The 17,736-nt window shown below is 60.3% G+C and carries 17 protein-coding genes; 10 read left to right on the plus strand and 7 right to left on the minus strand.

The annotated features are described in order from the left end of the window. Positions 1–2: 2 nt before the first annotated feature. On the minus strand, positions 3–2,132 hold the full coding sequence (locus FTW19_RS03415; protein WP_147646341.1) for a molybdopterin-containing oxidoreductase family protein: 2,130 nt from the start codon (positions 2,130–2,132) through the stop codon (positions 3–5). 15 nt (positions 2,133–2,147) lie between these two features. Between FTW19_RS03415 and FTW19_RS03420 the strand changes: the two genes are divergently transcribed. Beyond that, positions 2,148–2,588 (plus strand): YybH family protein, encoded by a 441-nt coding sequence (locus FTW19_RS03420; RefSeq protein WP_147646342.1) that lies wholly within the window; start codon positions 2,148–2,150, stop codon positions 2,586–2,588. Positions 2,589–2,849: 261 nt separating this feature from the next. On the opposite strand, the gene FTW19_RS03425 is transcribed toward FTW19_RS03420, so the two are convergent. Next, positions 2,850–4,535, minus strand: a complete 1,686-nt coding sequence (locus FTW19_RS03425; protein WP_147646343.1) for a M20/M25/M40 family metallo-hydrolase — start codon at positions 4,533–4,535, stop codon at positions 2,850–2,852. Positions 4,536–4,678: 143 nt separating this feature from the next. On the opposite strand from FTW19_RS03425, the gene FTW19_RS03430 reads away from it, so the two are divergent. The 3 genes from FTW19_RS03430 (at position 4,679) to plsX (ending at position 6,551) form a co-directional block, all read left to right on the plus strand. Continuing rightward, positions 4,679–5,224, plus strand: a complete 546-nt coding sequence (locus FTW19_RS03430; RefSeq protein WP_147646344.1) for a YceD family protein — start codon at positions 4,679–4,681, stop codon at positions 5,222–5,224. 79 nt (positions 5,225–5,303) lie between these two features. Continuing rightward, a complete protein-coding gene (gene rpmF / locus FTW19_RS03435; protein ID WP_147646345.1) occupies positions 5,304–5,489 on the plus strand; it encodes a 50S ribosomal protein L32 in 186 nt (61 codons plus the stop codon). Positions 5,490–5,522: 33 nt separating this feature from the next. Then, on the plus strand, positions 5,523–6,551 hold the full coding sequence (gene plsX, locus FTW19_RS03440; protein WP_147646346.1) for a phosphate acyltransferase PlsX: 1,029 nt from the start codon (positions 5,523–5,525) through the stop codon (positions 6,549–6,551). A 345-nt stretch (positions 6,552–6,896) separates the two neighbouring features. On the opposite strand, the gene FTW19_RS03445 is transcribed toward plsX, so the two are convergent. Both FTW19_RS03445 and FTW19_RS03450 read right to left on the minus strand, forming a co-directional pair. Continuing rightward, on the minus strand, positions 6,897–8,192 hold the full coding sequence (locus FTW19_RS03445; protein ID WP_147646347.1) for a GGDEF domain-containing protein: 1,296 nt from the start codon (positions 8,190–8,192) through the stop codon (positions 6,897–6,899). A 111-nt stretch (positions 8,193–8,303) separates the two neighbouring features. Next, positions 8,304–8,885 carry an O-methyltransferase gene (locus FTW19_RS03450; RefSeq protein ID WP_147646348.1) on the minus strand — a complete coding sequence of 194 codons (582 nt, stop codon included), beginning with the start codon at positions 8,883–8,885 and terminating at the stop codon, positions 8,304–8,306. Positions 8,886–8,979: 94 nt separating this feature from the next. Here FTW19_RS03450 and FTW19_RS03455 point away from each other — a divergent pair, with 94 nt between their 5' ends. The 4 genes from FTW19_RS03455 (at position 8,980) to FTW19_RS03470 (ending at position 13,793) form a co-directional block, all read left to right on the plus strand. Next, positions 8,980–10,242: an NAD(P)/FAD-dependent oxidoreductase gene (locus FTW19_RS03455; protein ID WP_147646349.1), complete on the plus strand. Its 1,263-nt coding sequence runs from the start codon at positions 8,980–8,982 to the stop codon at positions 10,240–10,242. Positions 10,243–10,253: 11 nt separating this feature from the next. Next, positions 10,254–11,657 carry a serine hydrolase domain-containing protein gene (locus tag FTW19_RS03460; RefSeq protein ID WP_246153549.1) on the plus strand — a complete coding sequence of 468 codons (1,404 nt, stop codon included), beginning with the start codon at positions 10,254–10,256 and terminating at the stop codon, positions 11,655–11,657. Between the two features lie 72 nt (positions 11,658–11,729). Continuing rightward, a complete protein-coding gene (gene mltG, locus FTW19_RS03465) occupies positions 11,730–12,791 on the plus strand; it encodes an endolytic transglycosylase MltG (protein ID WP_147646350.1) in 1,062 nt (353 codons plus the stop codon). A gap of 114 nt (positions 12,792–12,905) precedes the next feature. Then, on the plus strand, positions 12,906–13,793 hold the full coding sequence (locus FTW19_RS03470) for a DUF4292 domain-containing protein (RefSeq protein ID WP_187143232.1): 888 nt from the start codon (positions 12,906–12,908) through the stop codon (positions 13,791–13,793). Between the two features lie 271 nt (positions 13,794–14,064). On the opposite strand, the gene FTW19_RS03475 is transcribed toward FTW19_RS03470, so the two are convergent. From FTW19_RS03475 to FTW19_RS03485, 3 genes are all read right to left on the minus strand, one after another. Further along, positions 14,065–14,310 carry a GIY-YIG nuclease family protein gene (locus FTW19_RS03475; protein WP_246153550.1) on the minus strand — a complete coding sequence of 82 codons (246 nt, stop codon included), beginning with the start codon at positions 14,308–14,310 and terminating at the stop codon, positions 14,065–14,067. A gap of 239 nt (positions 14,311–14,549) precedes the next feature. Next, positions 14,550–15,524 carry a Gfo/Idh/MocA family protein gene (locus tag FTW19_RS03480; RefSeq protein WP_147646352.1) on the minus strand — a complete coding sequence of 325 codons (975 nt, stop codon included), beginning with the start codon at positions 15,522–15,524 and terminating at the stop codon, positions 14,550–14,552. 5 nt (positions 15,525–15,529) lie between these two features. After that, complete coding sequence (locus tag FTW19_RS03485; protein WP_147650445.1) at positions 15,530–15,730, minus strand: hypothetical protein; 201 nt, start codon at positions 15,728–15,730, stop codon at positions 15,530–15,532. A 146-nt stretch (positions 15,731–15,876) separates the two neighbouring features. Between FTW19_RS03485 and FTW19_RS03490 the strand changes: the two genes are divergently transcribed. Together FTW19_RS03490 and FTW19_RS03495 are read left to right on the plus strand one after the other, a co-directional pair. Continuing rightward, positions 15,877–16,731 (plus strand): HipA family kinase, encoded by an 855-nt coding sequence (locus tag FTW19_RS03490; RefSeq protein WP_187143234.1) that lies wholly within the window; start codon positions 15,877–15,879, stop codon positions 16,729–16,731. Positions 16,732–16,840: 109 nt separating this feature from the next. After that, positions 16,841–17,668, plus strand: a complete 828-nt coding sequence (locus tag FTW19_RS03495) for a DUF3037 domain-containing protein (RefSeq protein WP_348641841.1) — start codon at positions 16,841–16,843, stop codon at positions 17,666–17,668. Positions 17,669–17,736: the final 68 nt, after the last annotated feature.

Consider the following 17,736-nt stretch of genomic DNA (forward strand, 5'->3'; position numbering starts at 1 on the left):
CGTTAGACGCAGGATTTGCGAACCTCTACCAATGTGGAATAAAAAGTTGCACCTCCGCCGATATCGGTAAGGCGTTCGCTGGTGAGCAGATTGATGCCCTGACCTTCGGCATGTGTCTTATTCCAGGAGAGACGGGCAGCCACCACGCCTTCCGGTACCGTGCCGTTGACGTGGGCGATAAGTTGCATCCGTCCCCGATCGTTAAAGATTTCCACCGGGTCTCCGGTGGCGATGCCGCGCAGGGCAGCATCGGTGCGATGCATCTCCAGTACGCCGATTCGTCCGGACTCCAGCTTCTGATGGCTCTCCAGGTTGGCGAAGGTGGAATTCATGTAGTTGTCGGCCTTGCGCGGCAGGAACTCCAGCGGATAGATCGCCGCCTGGGGACTCAACCGCGATTCGTTGGGAACGTGGAAGGTCGGAAGCGCATCGCTTCCCGCCTCGGCGATCGCTGTAGACGAAAACTCACCTTTTCCGGAGGGCGTACGGAACCACTCCGGATAAGAGAATGGCTCGCCTTCCGGCAGATTCAGGCGGACATGGCCTTCTTTCTCCAGGCGTTCCGGCGTAATGCCTGCAAACCACGGATGCGTTGTCTCATATGCCTGCGCGATCAGGTCGTCTTCGGTGTCGCGGAAGCAAGTCTCTGGAAATCCCATGCGTTGGCCGAGCTGGCCAAAAAGCCACACGTTCGATCTCGCTTCGCCTAATGGCGCAATCGCCGGTGACGAAAGCTGTGCGAAGAGATGCCCGTAGGCTCCCTGCGTGTCTTTTACTTCCAGGAAGGTCGGTGCGGGCAGCAGGACGTCCGCGTAGTCGGCCGTGTCGGTGAAGAACTGCTCGTGCACCACGGTGAACAGGTCTTCGCGAGCCATCCCGCGCAGCACCGCATTCTGGTTTGGAGCCACTGCCGCGGGATTGCTGTTGTAGACAAACATCGCCTTCACCGGCGGATCATTCAACTCCGTCAGCGCCTGGCCGAGCTGTGACATGTTCACCACGCGCGCCTCACGCTTCAGCGGGCTGGCCAGCATCAGCTCTGGCATCTGTAGCCGCGTTGAATTGAACGGAAAGGAGCCTGAGGTGGAAAGCTGTACACCGCCGCCGCGATGCATCCAGGCGCCGGTCAGCAGCGGCAGCATCAGCACGGCACGGGCGCCGGCGCCGCCGTTCTCACTGCGCTGGATGCCGTAGTTCAACCGGATGGCCGAAGGCACGGCACGGGCATATTCCCGCGCGAGGCGCTCGATATCGGCAGCGGCAACGCCGGTCACCTTCTCCACCTGTGCCGGAGCGTATTCAGGTTGCCGGACATGGCGCTTGAGGTCGTCGAAGCCATGCGTGCAGCGGGCGATGTATTCCGTGTTCTCCAGACCGTCGCGCACGATGACGTGCATCATGCCGAGCGCCAGAGCCGTGTCGGTTCCGGGATGGATGGCGATGTGCCAGTCCGCCAGAGCCGCGGTGCGGGTCTTATACGGATCGATGACGATCAGTTTCGCTCCATCGCGGCGCGCCTGTTCGATGAAAGGCCACAGGTGGATGTTGTTGCCGTGAATATTCGCGCCCCAGGCGATGATGTAGCGGGCGTGCGCGAAGTTCTGCGGCTCGACACCGAGCTTTACACCGTAGACGCTCATCATGGCAGCACCGCCGGCGCTGGCGCAGATGGTGCGGTCGAGCTGCGAGGCTCCCAGGCGATGGAAGAAGCGGCGATCCATCGAACCGTAGCCGAGCTGACCGATGGTGCCCGCATAGGAGTAGGGGAGCACCGACTCCGGCCCGTGAGTCTCTGTAATGGCCTTCAGGCGCCCAGCAATCAGATCCAGCGCCTCATCCCAGGAGATGCGCTCGAAGGCTGCAGCCTCGTTGCCCTTCTCCAGTGGGCCTTTCGGCACATCCGAACGGCGGCGCATGGGGTAAAGCAGGCGGTCTGGCGAATAGACGCGGTCGAGATACTTGGCGACCTTACCGCAGAGAAAGCCGCGTGTGACCGGATGCGAGGGATCTCCCTGCACCTTGGTGGCGCGTCCGGTCAGCGTGTCGACCGTCACCAGGACTCCGCAGGAGTCCGGGCAGTCATGCGAACAGACGGCGTGCACCACTTTCGTATTGGCCTGCGCGTGGGGCATAGATACATTTTAGTCATGCGCCGTATTTTGCTCGCCCTGGTCTTCGCCTCCGCCACCCTTGCACCTGCCCAGTTGGGAACCGTACCCCAGCAGACCCTGGATTGCGTCAAGGTTCTGCTCGCGCAGGAACGTTCCTGGAATGCAGGCGACATTGAAGGCTTTCTGACGGGCTATAAGGACTCTCCGGAGACGATCTTCGTCAGCCGCGGCGTGCACAAAGGATTTGCGGAACTGGCAGACAACTACCGCCGGAGCTATCCGACGAAGGCCGCGATGGGCACGCTGAGTTTTTCCGATTTCGATGTGAAGCAGCTGGATGAGAATTTTGCGGTGGTGCTGGGAAGATTCCATCTCGAGCGAAAAAAACAGGATGGCGGAAATGCCGAGGGTGTCTTTTCGCTGGTGATGGAGAAGACTGAGGGTGGTTGGAAGATCGTGGTGGATCACACGACGTAAAAGCAGTTGCCAGTTAACAGTTGCCGGTTGCCAGTTGGGAAGTAAGGCGGGATGAGCTGTTGGCATGCCAATAGGCACAGGTGTGCCCTAAGCACTATGGTTCGCGCGTAGCGCGAATGTCTCATTCTTCGCTTTGCGAAAAATGAGAAGTAAAAAGCGGGTCCTTCGCTTCGCTCAGGATGACAAATTGAAAGGTTGGGGATCCCACCCTTTGTCTTCGACAAAGAATGGGGCAACGGGATTATTCAATCATTCAATGATTCAATTCACCTTTGGGTACAGGCCCGCAAGCGGCTTCGGCACACTGAGGTTCACGGTCTTCCTCGGCATCATGGCGTCGCGCTGCGATGCGTTCCATAGAAAGATCGCCATGATGGTTGCGGCCTGACGCAGGTCCGGCTCGGAGAGGCGCTCGTAGGTATCGAGCGCGGTGTGGTGGCTGCGGGTGTCGTAGTCGCGGGGGTCCTGAATGAACTGGAAGCCTGGAAGGCCTACCTGGTCGAAGCTGACGTGATCGGTGGCGCCTGTCGCGCGTTCTGAGATGGCTGTGAAGCCCAGGTCTTTCACCGGCTCCATCCACTGGCGGAAGATGCTCGCGGCTTCGCTGTTGCCCTCGGCATAGACGCCGAGGAACTTGCCAGTGCCATTATCCATGTTGAAATAGGCGTCGAAGTTCGCGTAGTCGGCCTTGGGCGTGACGCTGCTCGGCAGCATGACGAATGCGGGAAGGTTCTTGTACTTCTCTCCTTCGGGATACTTCATGCTTGCCAGGTGGTTCACGACGTAACCACGCGATCCGTAGATGCCCTGTTCTTCACCGCCCCACAGCGCAACACGAATCGTTCGCCGCGGTTTGAGATCGAGCGCCTTCAAAATGCGCAGCGCCTCCATCGCCACTACCACACCCGCACCGTCATCGGTGGCGCCGGTGCCGGCGACCCAGCTATCGAGATGTCCGCCGGCCATTACGATCTGATCCTGGAGCGCGGGATCGGTGCCGGGCAGATCGGCGACCACATTCAGGCCATCGACCTTGTCGCCCGTGAACTCCGTCTGGATGTTGATGCGCACGCTCACCGGTACCTTGTGCTCGAGCAGGCGGGACATGCGTAGAAATGATTCGGTGTTGATCACGGCGCCGGGAATCATCTGCCTGTGCTCCGGCTTGAAGACAAACCAACCGAAGCCCGCCGTGCTGGTGTCGTCATGCAGCGCTCCGTTACTTCCGCCTGGAATCAGCGCGGCTACAGCGTGCTCGGCGGCAAAGAACTTCGCGAGGTCCTCCTTGAAGGTCGTAAAACGCTTGCCCCAGAAATTGGGATCGGTGGGCAGTACATCCGTCTCGCCCTGGTCGCCGTCCAGCGGAAACTCGGAGAGGTGCTGCAGCTTTGCAGCGTCATAGCTCTCGAGCGGAGCCGACGGATTGGGTGAGGTCTTCGGGGCGTCTCCGTAGAGAACCACCTTCCCGGCCAGCTTGCCCTTCCACTTATCGAGATCGGCCGGCGTGTGCAGCGTGGGTACGGCGATCACCTCGGCCGTGATCTCTCCCTTGGTCGCGGGCGACCAGGGACCGGCCTGCGCCAGCATGGTCGCAGTTCCCGGCTGGGTCATCAGCACCGACGTGCCGATCTGCCGCCATCCCATGCCGGTCTCGCCGAAGCTCTCGGTATGGGCATTCACGAGCCCCATGTGCTTGAACTGGTCGACGGACCAGTCGGCGGCTTTCTGGTAGTCCGGCGAGAAGGTCAGGCGCGGACCGGAGAGATCGAAGAGCGCCCCGGCGTATTCCATCACGTGCGACCGGCCGATGCCTTCCTCGCGGATGCGGGCGATGGTGGCGAGGTCGAGCGTCTCGGCTGCTGGCTGCGCGGGCTTGGTTGTGGAGGGTTTGTCCGCAGCGAACGCCGTCAGGCTCAGGGCGAGGGGAAGGGCAATGTACCGGTGCATTGTGAAGGAATCATAAATGTATGGGAATTGATGATTGAATGACGGAATGATTGAATAAGGCCGCCAATCAGCAGGAGAGGCGTCTCTATTCTTCCATCATTCAATCCCCCTCCGGGTGGATAATAAAGAGGGGAGAAACGCTGGTGCTCATTACGCCGCTGCTATTGGAAAAAGAGCCGCTGGAGCTGGACGAGAAGCTGCCGGCGCTGGACTATACGCCGGATGTCCGCCAGGTGGGCGTTCTGGCCGTGAATGGCCGGGCGGAGTTGCTGGCGGAACATCGTGGACCCCGCGAAATTGTGCAGGATATCCGCCTGCGGGCCAAATATTCGGGTGACTTCGAGGTGCTTTGCGCCCGGTGTGTCGACCCGGTTCCACAGCACATCGAGGGCGAGTTCGACCTCCTCTTCCGTCCCACCGGGATCGATGCCGGACAGGGGGAACGATCCATTTCGGAGGCGGAGACCGAAATCGGGTATTATGAGAAGAGCGGCCTCGTGCTGGAGGACGTCGTGCGGGAGCAGGTGTTGCTCTCCCTGCCCGGACGGACGCTCTGTCGCGAAGACTGCAAAGGACTTTGCCCGCGTTGCGGACAGAATCTGAACCAGGGAAGCTGTGACTGCGAGGACCGCACGGTCGATCCGCGGTGGAACGCTCTCGCAGATCTGGCCAGCCGGATGAAATCTTGAAAATCTCAAGGATTGTGCCGTAGAAGCGTGCGAAGAACTGATAAGCGCGCCACTGCGGTGATGTGAAAGGAACATTGCCATGCCGAATCCGAAACGGCGCCACTCCAAGCAGCGCACAGCGAAGCGCCGCAGCCACGACTTCCTCGTTCCCACGGGCGTTTCCGAGTGCCCGAACTGCCATGAGCGCAAGCTGCCCCACCGTGCGTGCCCCAAGTGCGGCACCTACAAGGGCCGCGAAGTTCTCGCAGTGAAGAGCGAAGCCTAACTTCTGACATCCGAAAGAGACCCCTGGCGCTGAATGCTGATTGATATCGTTCTGGACGCGATGGGCTCTGATAAGGCCCCCGAGCCCGAGCTTCGTGGGGCCATCCTTGCCTGCCGTCATCTGCCGGTCAGGGTCCACCTTGTTGGGCCCAGGGAAGTTCTGCGCCCTGCGCTTGACCAGCATCTGCGCGGCGAACGGCTGCCGATCGAGATCGTCCACGCCAGCGAATGGATCAGCATGGAGGACAAGGCGGCGCAGGCCGTCCGCTCCAAGCGCGACTCTTCCATGCGTGTCGGCCTGAAGATGGTCCGCGAAGGCCGCGCCGCCGGCTTCTTCACCGCCGGCAACACCGGCGCCGCCATGGCCACCGCCAAGATGGTGTTGGGCGGCCTGGAGGGTGTTGACCGCCCGGCGCTGGCGACGATTCTGCCAACACAAACCGGACTTCCCTGCCTGTTGCTGGATGTGGGCGCGAATGTCGACTCCGAGCCGAAGAACCTGCTGGACTTCGCCATTATGGGCAAGGTCTACAGCGAACAGGTGCTGAAGACCAGAGACACCTCTGTCGGTCTGCTGTCGATCGGCGAAGAGGACTCCAAAGGGAATTCGCTTACTCGGGAGACCCTGCCACTGCTACGCGATCTGCTGGGCCGAAACTTCATCGGCAACGTAGAAGGCCGCGATCTCTACAACGGCCGCGCTGACGTCGTTGTTTGCGATGGCTTTACCGGCAATGTTGCCCTCAAGACCAGCGAGGGCCTGGTCAAGCTGTTCTCGTCGTCGCTCAAGAATGCCCTTAAGTCGACCGTGACCGCACAGGTGGGAGCGCTGCTCTCCCGCAAGGCCTTCAACACCTTCAAGCGTAAGCTCGACTACTCCGAGTACGGTGGCGCTCCGCTTCTGGGTGTACGCGGCGTCTGCACCATCGGTCACGGCAGTTCCAATGAGCGCGCGATCATGAATGGTATCCGCGTTACCGCCGAAGTCGCTCAGGCCAACGTTAATGGCCAGATCGAAGCGGCGCTCCGTAACAGCAATGGCAACGGCGATATGACGTTGTAAGCGGTCCCTAACCACCCAGTCAGCGTCATAAATTTTGTCATCCTGAACGTTCGGGATCCCCAGCGAACTTGTTCGCTGGGGTGATTAGTGAAGGACCTGCTTTTTCATCGCTTCGGATGGCAAAAACTCTTCATGATTTATGTCACGAACGTTAGGTTCACTACCCTGGTAGCTGCAGAGTTATAGAGCGGGCCTTCAGCCCTTGGAACTCTCGTGTGCCGCATACCTGGGGCGTTGCCCCAGGCTGATATAGAACGCGCCTTCAGCGCTGTTTGGGGGTCTCCGTCTCGGAATCCAACGATCCGGTCGATGGAGTAAATGGTCACCAGAGATCGATCCGTCTTGCTACTTCGCGATCGGGATGCCCAGGTCGCTGGAGCTAATGCCGCCTGTGACCGGCCGCAGCGGCTTATTGCGGTACATGCGGTCGTCGGCAATGCGTAGTAGCTCTGTAACCGTGCCGGCGTCCTCGGGAAAGACTGCCGCTCCGACTGCGGCTTCGACGGCGAAGGTATGTCCCTGCACCTCGTAGTCCCTGGCTCCGGCTCGCCGCATCGCTTCTACTAACCGGTCTACGGGCTGGCCCCGGACGATATCACCAACGACCACTACGAATTCGTCTCCGCCATACCGTGCCAGCGTGTCGGCGGTCCGTACCGCCTTCTTCAGCTCTTCCACAAACTGACACAGGAGGTGGTCGCCGGCGGCATGGCCAAGAGTATCGTTCACTCGCTTGAAGCCGTTCAGATCCAGCATCACGACAGCTGTACTGCTTCCGTTTCTCTCCGCCCGCGCCATCGCCTGGGCCAGCCTGTCTTCCAGCAGGCGGCGATTGGGCAGGCCGGTCAGGTCGTCATGCAACGCCAGCGAGTGATTGTGGGCGATCTGCTCATCGAGCAGCACCATCAGCATGCCGACCATGATGATGAACTTCTGCAGATCCCAGAACCGGCTCATGATCGGTCCCCAGAACCCGTTGTCACTCACAAACGGATGCGTGCCGAAACAGAAGGCCCACATGGTGAATCCCGCCACAATGGCGAGTTTGCCTGCTCCGCTGCGCTCCAACATCTGGTGCATGCTGATGCCGGCGGCAAGAAATAGCGTCGCCAGCAGCCAGTACACGGCTGCACGGACCTCGTGCGTATACAGAAAGCCGATCGTTGGACCCCAGATGAGGACGCGGAAGACGAGATAGGTCCCCAACCGGCTGGACAAGCTGCTGCGAAAGACCGTCGCCATCAGACCGCCGGTTATCAGCGCGAACGCGCAGCACAGGTAGTAGGGGAGCATACTGCCGCGGTACTCGGCGCCATACATCGCAGCGATGATTACCATTGGCAGTACGTTGACCGCGTGCACCACAAACCGGGTGGTCCAGGGAATCGCGTTACGATGGGCGCTGTAAACGAAGATTGTCCCGGCGATGACATACGAGTCCAGCGCTATGACATGAAGGAATCGGTGATAAGGGGCATGGCGCTCGTAGAACATCCGTGCCACGCACTCCACGAAGATCCACAGCATGCCGATCAGCCACAACCGCACCCGGTCCGCGGGGTGACGACGCCGAAAGACCTCCAGCAACGCGATCAGCGTTACCAGGGCAACCGTATCCGGAATGAGCTGGGCATTCAGCATCAGCACGTTACTTGCGCAGGCCGGTCTCCTATGCCATACCCGAAAAGCTTACCTCAGGCCGAATAGCCCAACCTTGCACTTCCGTGGAAGCGATCTGGGTCCCAATCCCCTTTAGGGAAGATGGGCGACGCTCAATCCCTTTCCGATGGGTATGACGATATGGATGACCCCTGGCAGTTCATCGACACGCCGGAGATAGTCTTGAATCTGTTCCGGGTGCGAGAGCGCATTATCGGTGAGTAACAGGGCGGGACGAGACAGCTTTGGCAACAGCAGATTGAGTTGAGCCGGAGCACTGACGCGATCGGCGTCGAAGAAAACACAGTCGTATGGGCCGAAGAGAGCCGCGACGATATCTGTCGCCTCGCCCAGTCTCCAATCCACATAATCTGACAAGTCTGCTTCGGCAACATTCGCCTGTGCCCTCGCCTGCTTTACGGGGTCACGCTCGATCGTCGTCACTCGCCCACCCTGTTCCTGGAGTACGGAAGCGATACAGATCGTGCTGTAGCCGGTGGACGTACCAATCTCCAAAACATCGTGCACCCGGGAGAGTCTGAGGAGGACCGAGAGGAGAGAACCTGTCTCAGGTTCGAGATTGAGCCACTTTCGGGCGTGCTCTGACTCTCGGTTGTCGTTCTCTGCCCCTTCCGCTTCCATTCGTTGCAAGACGCTCAGCGTTGAGGGATTCATGGGCAGTCACCTCGGCGCAATGCTACACGGCATCAAGAACGAACAAAGGACTGCGGTACTATGGGGCGGCTCTAGTACTCTGGGAGCGAAATCTATGAACGACATTGATGTGCTTGTGGTGGGCGCCGGTCCGTCCGGGTCCACAGCTGCCAAACTGCTTGGTGAAGCCGGTGTGCGTGCACTCGTGCTGGAAAAAGCCGAGGTCTTCCCTCGGGAGAAACCCTGCGGAGGCGGCCTCTCCGCCCGCATGCTGACACGCTTTCCGTATGTCAAAGACGTCCTTGCCGAAATCGGCACCAACCCCATCCGGCGCGTGTACCTGGAGTCTCCCGACGGCACCGGCGTGACCTGGGAGCAGGACGATCCCATCATGTACCTGATCCGCCGCTGGGAGTTCGATGCTGCTCTGTTCCGCCGCGCCCAGGCAGTGGCCCAGGTGGAGCTGGGTGTCACGGTTCGTGCACTCCGCGTCCTGCCAGATGGCGTTGAAGTCGAAGCCACGGATGGCCGCACCTTTCGCGCCAAAATGGTCATCGGCTGCGACTCAGCTAACTCCGTCATCGCCCGCCATAGCGGCCTGCGAGTCGGCGACATCCGGTCAGAATACGCAGTCGACATGATGGAGGAGACACCGGTCGCCAGGCTGCAGGCCGCGCGTCCCGATACGGTTTCGCTCTTCCTCACGCTGACCAAAACCTTCGGCTACGGCTACATCTTCCCTAAGACCGACCACTGCAACCTCGGCTTCGGGTGCAAGCTCAATTACTACCTGGAGGAGCTGCGCGGCAGGGGCAAAGAACATCACGCTGCCTGGGTGGAGGAGATGAAGCAGAAAGGCTTCGTCACCGGCGAAACGCAGAAGGACAGCTATAAAGCATTCCCCATTCCCGTCGGCGGTCCACTGGCGAAGACCTATACCGGACGTGTTCTTCTGGCAGGCGATGCCGGCGGATTCGTGAACGCCTTCACCGCCGAAGGCATCTTCTACGCCATGAGCTCAGGCGCCCTGGCTGCCGAGGCGGCAATCGCCGCCATCCAGGCAGGCGATTTCTCCGAGGGGCAGTTGAAGAGCTACGAGCGCGTATGGAAGGCGGAGATCGGCGGAGATCTTGAACACTCGGTCGATATCCAGCGCCGTCTCTTCAACGACTCCGGCCGTATCGATCAGATCGTTCGCGCCGCCGCGCGCGATCAAGATCTTCTGCGGCTTCTGATCGGCTACAGCATGGGAGCGGTCCGCTACGAGGAGCTGCGGAACTACATGGCGGCCTCAGCATTGCCCAAGTGGGTGATGAGCAAGATCACGTCGGTCTTTCGCTTCGGTTCGAAAGGCACTGCGGCTACGTCTGGCGTCTAATGAAGAAACCGATGCGGATACAGACAAGAACCTATGGCACTCTCGCCGCTGCTGCGGCAATGTGGACACTCTGCGCTACGCTCCACGCACAGGAGATTTCGCCGGAGCTGAAGCAGAAGATCGATGAGACCGCGCAGAAGGTGCTGAGAGAAACCGGCGCGCCCTCGGCCTCGGTTGGCATCGTGAAAGACGGAGCGATCGTCTACACCACAGCCTTCGGCAAATCGCGTCTCGACATCAACGCTGACGCCATGCCGGAGATGGCCTACGCCATCGGCTCCATCAGCAAGCAGTTCACCGCGGCCTGCATCCTGCTGCTGCAGGAGGACGGCAAACTCAAGCTCGACGATCCGGTGGCGAAGTGGTTTCCGGAGCTCACCCGCTCCAAAGACATCACCCTGCGCAACCTGCTGACCCACACTTCCGGCTACTCAGACTACGCTCCGCAGGACTACACCATTCCCGAGTGGACCAAACCGGGTGACCCGCTCAAGCTGGTCCACACCTGGGCAGGCAAGCCGCTGGACTTCGAGCCGGGAACGAAGTGGCAGTACTCCAACACCAACTTCGTCCTCGCCGGTCTGATCGTCGAGAAGGCAGGCGGGATGAAGTTCGCCGACTTCCGCCGCCAGCGCATCCTGGAGCCGCTGCACATGCAGCACGTCCTCGATCTGAATACGGATCAAGCTCGACTGCAGGTAGCCGGCTACTTCCGCAATGCCCTCGGCCCGCTGCGCAAGGCTACCCTGGAAGCTCCGGGCTGGTACTTCGCCGACGGCGACCTGGCGATGCCGGTGGAGGACCTGCTCACCTGGGATATCAGCGTGATGAACCAGACGCTGCTCAAGCCGGAGAGCTATCGCGAGCTGACCACCAGCTTCAAGCTGAAGGACGGCGCCGACACCCATTACGGCCTTGGCATCAGTGTCGGCGACCGCAACGGACATCACGTCGTCTCGCACACGGGCGAGGTCGGAGGCTTCGTCGCCTCCAACAGCGTCTTTCCCGAGGACAAGGTCGCCATTGCCGTCCTTACCAACCAGGAGGCCAGCTCCGCCGCCAGTGCAATTGCGCGCGGCATCGCCGGCGCCATGCTTCCACCGGGACCCAACGCCGCTGCCAGCCCCGAAACCCAGGCGAAGACCATCCTCTCCGGCCTGCAGCAAGGCAAGATCGACCGCTCGATCTTTACCGGCAACGCCAACTTCTACTTCAACCAGGAGGCACTGGATGACTTCTCCTCCAGCCTGCAGCCTCTGGGTGAGGTGAAGTCTGTCGTCAAACAGGATGAAAGCCTGCGCGGAGGCATGACCCTGCGCAGCTTCACGGTGACCTTTGCCGGGGGCAAAGAGGTCAGGCTATCCACGTTCACCACCACCGACGGCAAGCTGGAACAGTTCCTGATTATTCCGTGATGTGGCATCGAAGTTCAGCGGGCGGCGAACACCTGCCTGCCATCTTGAATCAAACTCATTAGAAGGAGCGGCGTGAACGTACTCGGAGTCTTGATTCTTATTCTGTTGTTGGTCGCGGCCGCGGGAGCGTATGTCCTGCTGACGCCCTTTGGTCCTTCCACCGAAACCTTCGTCGATATCCCCTCCGGCACCGGCGTTCGCGGCATCGCCGGATCCCTGGAACGCGCCGGCGTGGTCCGCAGCCGTTACGCCTTCGAGGCCTGGCACACCTATCAGCACGGCACACTCAAGGCCGGCGAGTACCGCTTCGATCATCCGGCAACCGTCCGCGAGATCTATGACCGCATGGCCCGCGGCGATGTCTACACCATCTCCGTTACCGTTCCGGAAGGCTACAACCTCTTCGATATCGCGACCGCGGTACAGCACGCCGGTCTGGGCACAGCCGATGCCTTCCTTGCCGCCGCACGTACGAACACCGCCCTGATCAGCGACCTCTCGCCCGATGCCAGGTCGCTCGAGGGCTATCTCTTCCCGGAGACCTACAAGTTCTCCCGCCATGCGACGCCGGAGCAGATGCAGGCCGCGATGGTGAAGCGTTTCCGGCGCGAAGCAACTTCCCTGGGGCTGACCACCGACGTCGCCCGCACCGTTACCATGGCCTCGCTGGTCGAAAAAGAGGTGCGCGTCGATACCGAGCGTCCCCTGGTCGCCGGGGTCTTCGTCAACCGGCTGGCAAAAGGCATGCCGCTGGCCACCGATCCCACGGTGATCTACGCCGCTCTGCTCGACAACCGGTGGCGGGGCACCATCTACCGTTCCGATCTGGACTATGACTCGCCCTACAACACCTACCGGCATAGCGGCCTGCCGCCGGGGCCGATCGCCAGCCCAGGGGTCGCGGCTCTGAAGGCCGCAATGCATCCTGCTGAGACGGATTACCTTTATTTTGTTGCAGATGCATCGGGACACAGCGTCTTCTCCGCCGATTTGAAAGAGCACGCCGAGCAGGTGCAGGCCTATCGTCGCGCCAGCGGTGAGGCTCCGGCTGCGTCTGCTCCGTCCATGCAGGAAAGCAGATCGCCAAAACACGCCGTGCCTGGCACCGCTTCTGGCAGGAAACGGCAGAAATAACGAATCTGCGAACCCTTGACCGTGGATGGAACATCCAAGAGAAGTCTGCGTAAATTCAAGAACATGCGTTCGGGCGCCAAAGTGCGACCCGATATACTTGGCAGGTTGGGTAGGATGACGAGAGTACGATGGCGAGCTGGAGTATTGCTGGCGGCAGTGTTGCTGACCAGCGGATGTTTCCGGCATACCTACCGTGTCCAGAAGGCCCCCCCGGTCGCCAACGTTAAATCCGCCACGCTGGATGAGCTGATCCACCAGATCCAGGGCCGCTTCGATGCCATCAAGACGATGAATGCTTCGGTGGATATCATCACCAGCACCGGCGGCAGTAAGCAGGGCAAGGTCACGGTCTATACCACCTTCAGCGGCTACATCCTGCTGCGTAAGCCGGAGGATCTGCGGGTGCTTCTGTTTCTGCCGGTGGTGCATACCCGCGCCATCGACATGGTGACCGACGGAAAGACCTTCAAGATGATGATTCCGCCGCGCAGCCGTGCGATTACGGGAAGTAATGAGCTGGCAACCCCGTCGAAGAACCCACTCGAAAATCTTCGCCCGGCGGTCTTCTATGACTCGCTGCTGATCAAGGGAGTGCAGGCTGGGGAGTTGGTTGCGATCACCTCGGATGAACGGGTGATTCAGACAGACTCCAAGAAGAAAGAGATGGTCACGGAGCCGGACTACGACGTCAGCCTCTTCGTCCAGAAGAACGGCGGCGTGGAGCTCGCGACCCACCGCGTGATTCATATCGGCCGCAGCACCCTGTTGCCCTACGCCCAGGACATCTATGACGGCGAAGGCCGCGTGGTCACCCACGCCACCTACGAGGGTTACCAGAAGTTCGGAGATATCGATTTTCCGACCCGCATTACTATCGAACGCCCGCTCGACGAACTCAAGATCGCGATGACACTCACAAAGGTCTCTCCTAATCAGGAGATGGAGAACGATCAGTTCGAACTGACTATTCCGCAGGGGACACAGGTGCAGCAACTGCCCTGAACGCTTGGGCGACAAACAGCGGGTCCTTCGCCTGCGGCTCAGGATGACAACCCTGTATTTGGGGACAAACTGAGAATTCTTGCTACAACCGATAATTTTATGGTTTGTCATCCTGAGTGTAGGCGTAGCCGGAGCGAAGGACCTGCTTCACCTTTGCAGGATTCTTACTCTTCAGAACTCTTTTCTGCCGCTGGCTCCTGATACTGCGGAACAGGGAGCCGTACGAACAAACTAGGATATAAATCCTCCCATGTCGGGTTCTTTTGCTCGATCAAAGCAATCTTTTTTGACCGCAGCCATCCCTTGATCTGTTTCTCGCGGCGGATTGCCATTCGGATATCAGTGAAGTGCTCAAAGTAGACCGGCCGGTAGATGTTATACCGGTGGTGAACGCACTCCCAGAGCCATCGCGATGTGCCCCAATACGACGGACCAATTGATTCGTGACCCCGATATAAAGCGTTCGAGACCGACTCGCGAGGATATAGACGTAGTAGTGATGCTCTTCTTTCGGCACGATCTGCTATCTAAGTCTGCTGGTGATTCACCATAACATCCTGCAAAAGAAAAGCAGGTCCTTCGCTTCGGCTACGCCTACACTCAGGATGACAAATCATAAATTATGGGTTGTCATCCTGAGCGTAGCGAAGGACCTGCTGTTCTGACCTGTCACCTGCTCGGAAGCAAAGCGTAACGTTCTCACTTTGTCATCCTGAGCCGCAGGCAAAGGACCCGCTTCACCTTTGCAGGAAACCCTCATAAAAGCCCCGCCCGCTCGGCATGCTGGGCGATCATCTGATTAATCTCCAGCGCCAGTTCCAATGCAGCGCGTCCCTGCTGCCCGGTCACACGCGGCTCTTGCCGTGTCTGTACCGATGTCAGGAACGATTCGATCTCCAGCTTCAGCGGCTCACCGTTCTCGACCGGCAGTTTGCGCAGCGAAAGCCCTGCGGAGGGATGCTGCAACCCGGCGCCCTGGGTAAACGCAGCGATGGCCGCGGCGGGGTCGGCGACATCGATCACCAGCAGGTCCTGCCGGGCGAAATCGAGTGAGACATACTGGCGCGGCTGGAAGTAGCGCAGCTTACGCACGCGTTCCGTCGAGACCCGGCTGGCGGTAAAGTTCGCGACGCAGCCGGTGGCAAACTCCAGACGGACATTCGCGATATCGACCTTCGGCGACAGCACCGGCAGCCCGACGGCGCGCACCTCTGTCACCGGTGCATTCACCATCGTTAGAACGATGTCGAGATCGTGGATCATCAGGTCCAGCACCACATCCACATCGAGCGACCGCGGCGTAAAGACGCTGAGGCGGTGCGACTCGAAGAACATGGGCTTGGTCAGGATGGGCATCGTCGCCGTCACCGCCGGATTGAACCGCTCCAGATGACCGATCTGCACGATGCGGCCATACTGCCCGGCGAGCGCAAGCACCTGGTCCGCCTCCGCCAGAGATGCAGCAAAGGGCTTTTCGATCAGGCAGTCGATGCCGGCGCGCAGAAGCTGTGACGCCACCTGCGCATGCGCCACCGTGGGGACACAGACCGAAGCACAATCGATGGGAATGCCGCTGGCCAGCAGCTCGTCCACGCTGGCAAAGACCGGGGTGTCTTCCAGGGTGACGGCCGGGTCAACCACGGCGGCGAGGTGAACCCCGGGAAGCTCGCGATAGATACGGATGTGGTTCTTGCCGAAGACTCCGGCGCCTATGACTGCGATCTGAAGCACGTACCTTAGCCTTCCACAGCCTTCTTGCAGCGGGCGTACAGGTCCAGAATCTGGGTGACCTGTTCTTCCGTTTTATGTGGCGCCGTCGAGGCGCCGAAACCAGTGGAGGCGGCGGCGGGCTTGGCGATTTGGATGGTGTTCGCGATGAACTTCATAAGGTCCAGCGCGATGTCTTCGTTACGGCGGGCTCCAAGACTCTGATCCATAGAAATCAAGTGTAGAACTCCAAAAAGGAAATGCAAACCCGCGCTCTTTTAGAGCGCTTTCCCCGTTGCGGGGTATCCCGGAAGAATCCACCTTCAAGGAAAATGCTCTATGCTGGCGAAACACCTACGAGGGAGAGCAGATCAGGTTGGCGGTTCTGGCAGTGCAGGCGATACGGCGGATGCGCGGAGGCGCCCAGAGCCAGCTCATGCTCGGCGCCGACGGCCAGCTCTGGGTCGTGAAGTTCCGCAACAACGCCCAGCACCTTCGCATCCTGGTCAACGAGTTCCTCGCGACACGGCTGGCCGCCCACGCCGGGCTGAGCGTTCCCACATGCGAGGTCATCGAGGTCACGCCGTGGCTGGTCGAAAACTCACCGCAGATGTGGATCGAGCTCGGGAGAAACAAGCGGGAACGCTGTTGCGCCGGCCTGAACTTCGGCTCGCAGTTCGTTGGCGGGCTTCTGCCCGGACAGGTCGTCGACTACCTGCCCGAGGAGCAGCTCCGCGAGGTCCGGAACCTCGGCGAGTTTGCCGGCATGCTCGCCATCGACAAGTGGACCGGCAACATTAACGGACGCCAGGCCGTCTTTCATCGCAAACCCCGGGAGCGCAAGTACCGCGCGACCTTCATTGACCAGGGTTTCTGCTTCGGCGCCGGTGACTGGGTCTATCGCGATCCGCCGCTGCGGGGCGTCTATCTGCGCAACACCGTCTACGAAGGCGTGACCGGATGGCAGAGCTTCGACCCCTGGCTGCATCGCATCGAGACCATGGACCCGAACACAGCCTGGAAGATCGCCGAAGAGATTCCGCCCGAATGGTACGGGGGCGATACGGATGCCCTGGAGGAGTTGATCGCGGGCTTGCTGACGCGGCGTGGAAGAGTAAGAGAGTTGATCGTGCAGTTTCGGGAATCAGATCGAAACCCCTTCCCGAACTGGATCGAGGGCGTGAAGGTTCCCGTACCCCGCCAGTTCTCGGAGTCCGGTTATGTCATGTGAGTTTTGTTGAGGAATGATGCGGGGATTTCGACTGGAGCACAGAGGAAGACCATTCCGCGAAGATGCTTTGGTCTTGCATGTGCAGAAGGTTCTAAAGAAGAGGTAAGTGATGGAGCGGGTTCCCTGCGAGTTCTTTCTGCTGCGCTATGTGCCGGATGCGGTGAAGGACGAGTTCGTGAACATCGGTGTGTTGCTGCGCGAGGCGGCTCGGCCGGAAGAGGCCGTGGTGCGTTTCACGCGTGACTGGAGCCGCGTGCGCTGCATCGATCCGGACGCCGATACCGCGATGCTGGAGGCGATGGAGGCTGAGATCGCACTTCGCCTGCGCACCAGCGCCACCGATCCCAAGCCGGTGATGACTGTGCTGGAGGATACCTTTTCCAACAGCATTCGCATCACCGAGGCCCGGGCGACGCTGGCCGAGAGTGTGCCCGCGGAGCTGGAGCAGTTGATGCAGCTCTACGTCGATTCCCGAAAGCTGCCGGCGGCCCGCCGCCGCACCGGCCGAGCCGCCATTGCAGCCGCCATGCGTGGCGAGTTCGAACGCGCCGGCGTCTGGGAGCTGATGCGGAAACGCATCGCCGCTTCCGCCTACACGCGTCCCGGAGATCCGCTGAAGATCGACTGCGGCTACCGGCCGAATGGCATCGTCCGTATGTTTCACGCCGTGTCCCTCGAAGGCGATCTGGAAGCCGCCAAGGTGCTGGCGTTCTCCTCAACCTCTTTGCGCGAGGGTGTGCAACGCGTGGAAAACGCCGGACTCGAGCTGACCGCCGTGGTCGAGCCGCTCCGCCAGGTCGACGAGACCACCGAAGGCGAAGCCGCGGAACGCTACCGCTTCGGCGTCGAAACCATGGAACGCGAGGCAATCCGTGTGCTGACGGTCAGTGATTTGCCGCGTCTGGCCGAGACGGCCAGACGAGAGTTGAATGGTTGAGGGAATTGAATGATTGGTTTATTGAATGATTGAATGATTTCTTTCGGTATGCACTGAACCCAAGGCCA

The organism is Terriglobus albidus (assembly GCF_008000815.1).
Lineage (GTDB): Bacteria > Acidobacteriota > Terriglobia > Terriglobales > Acidobacteriaceae > Terriglobus > Terriglobus albidus_A.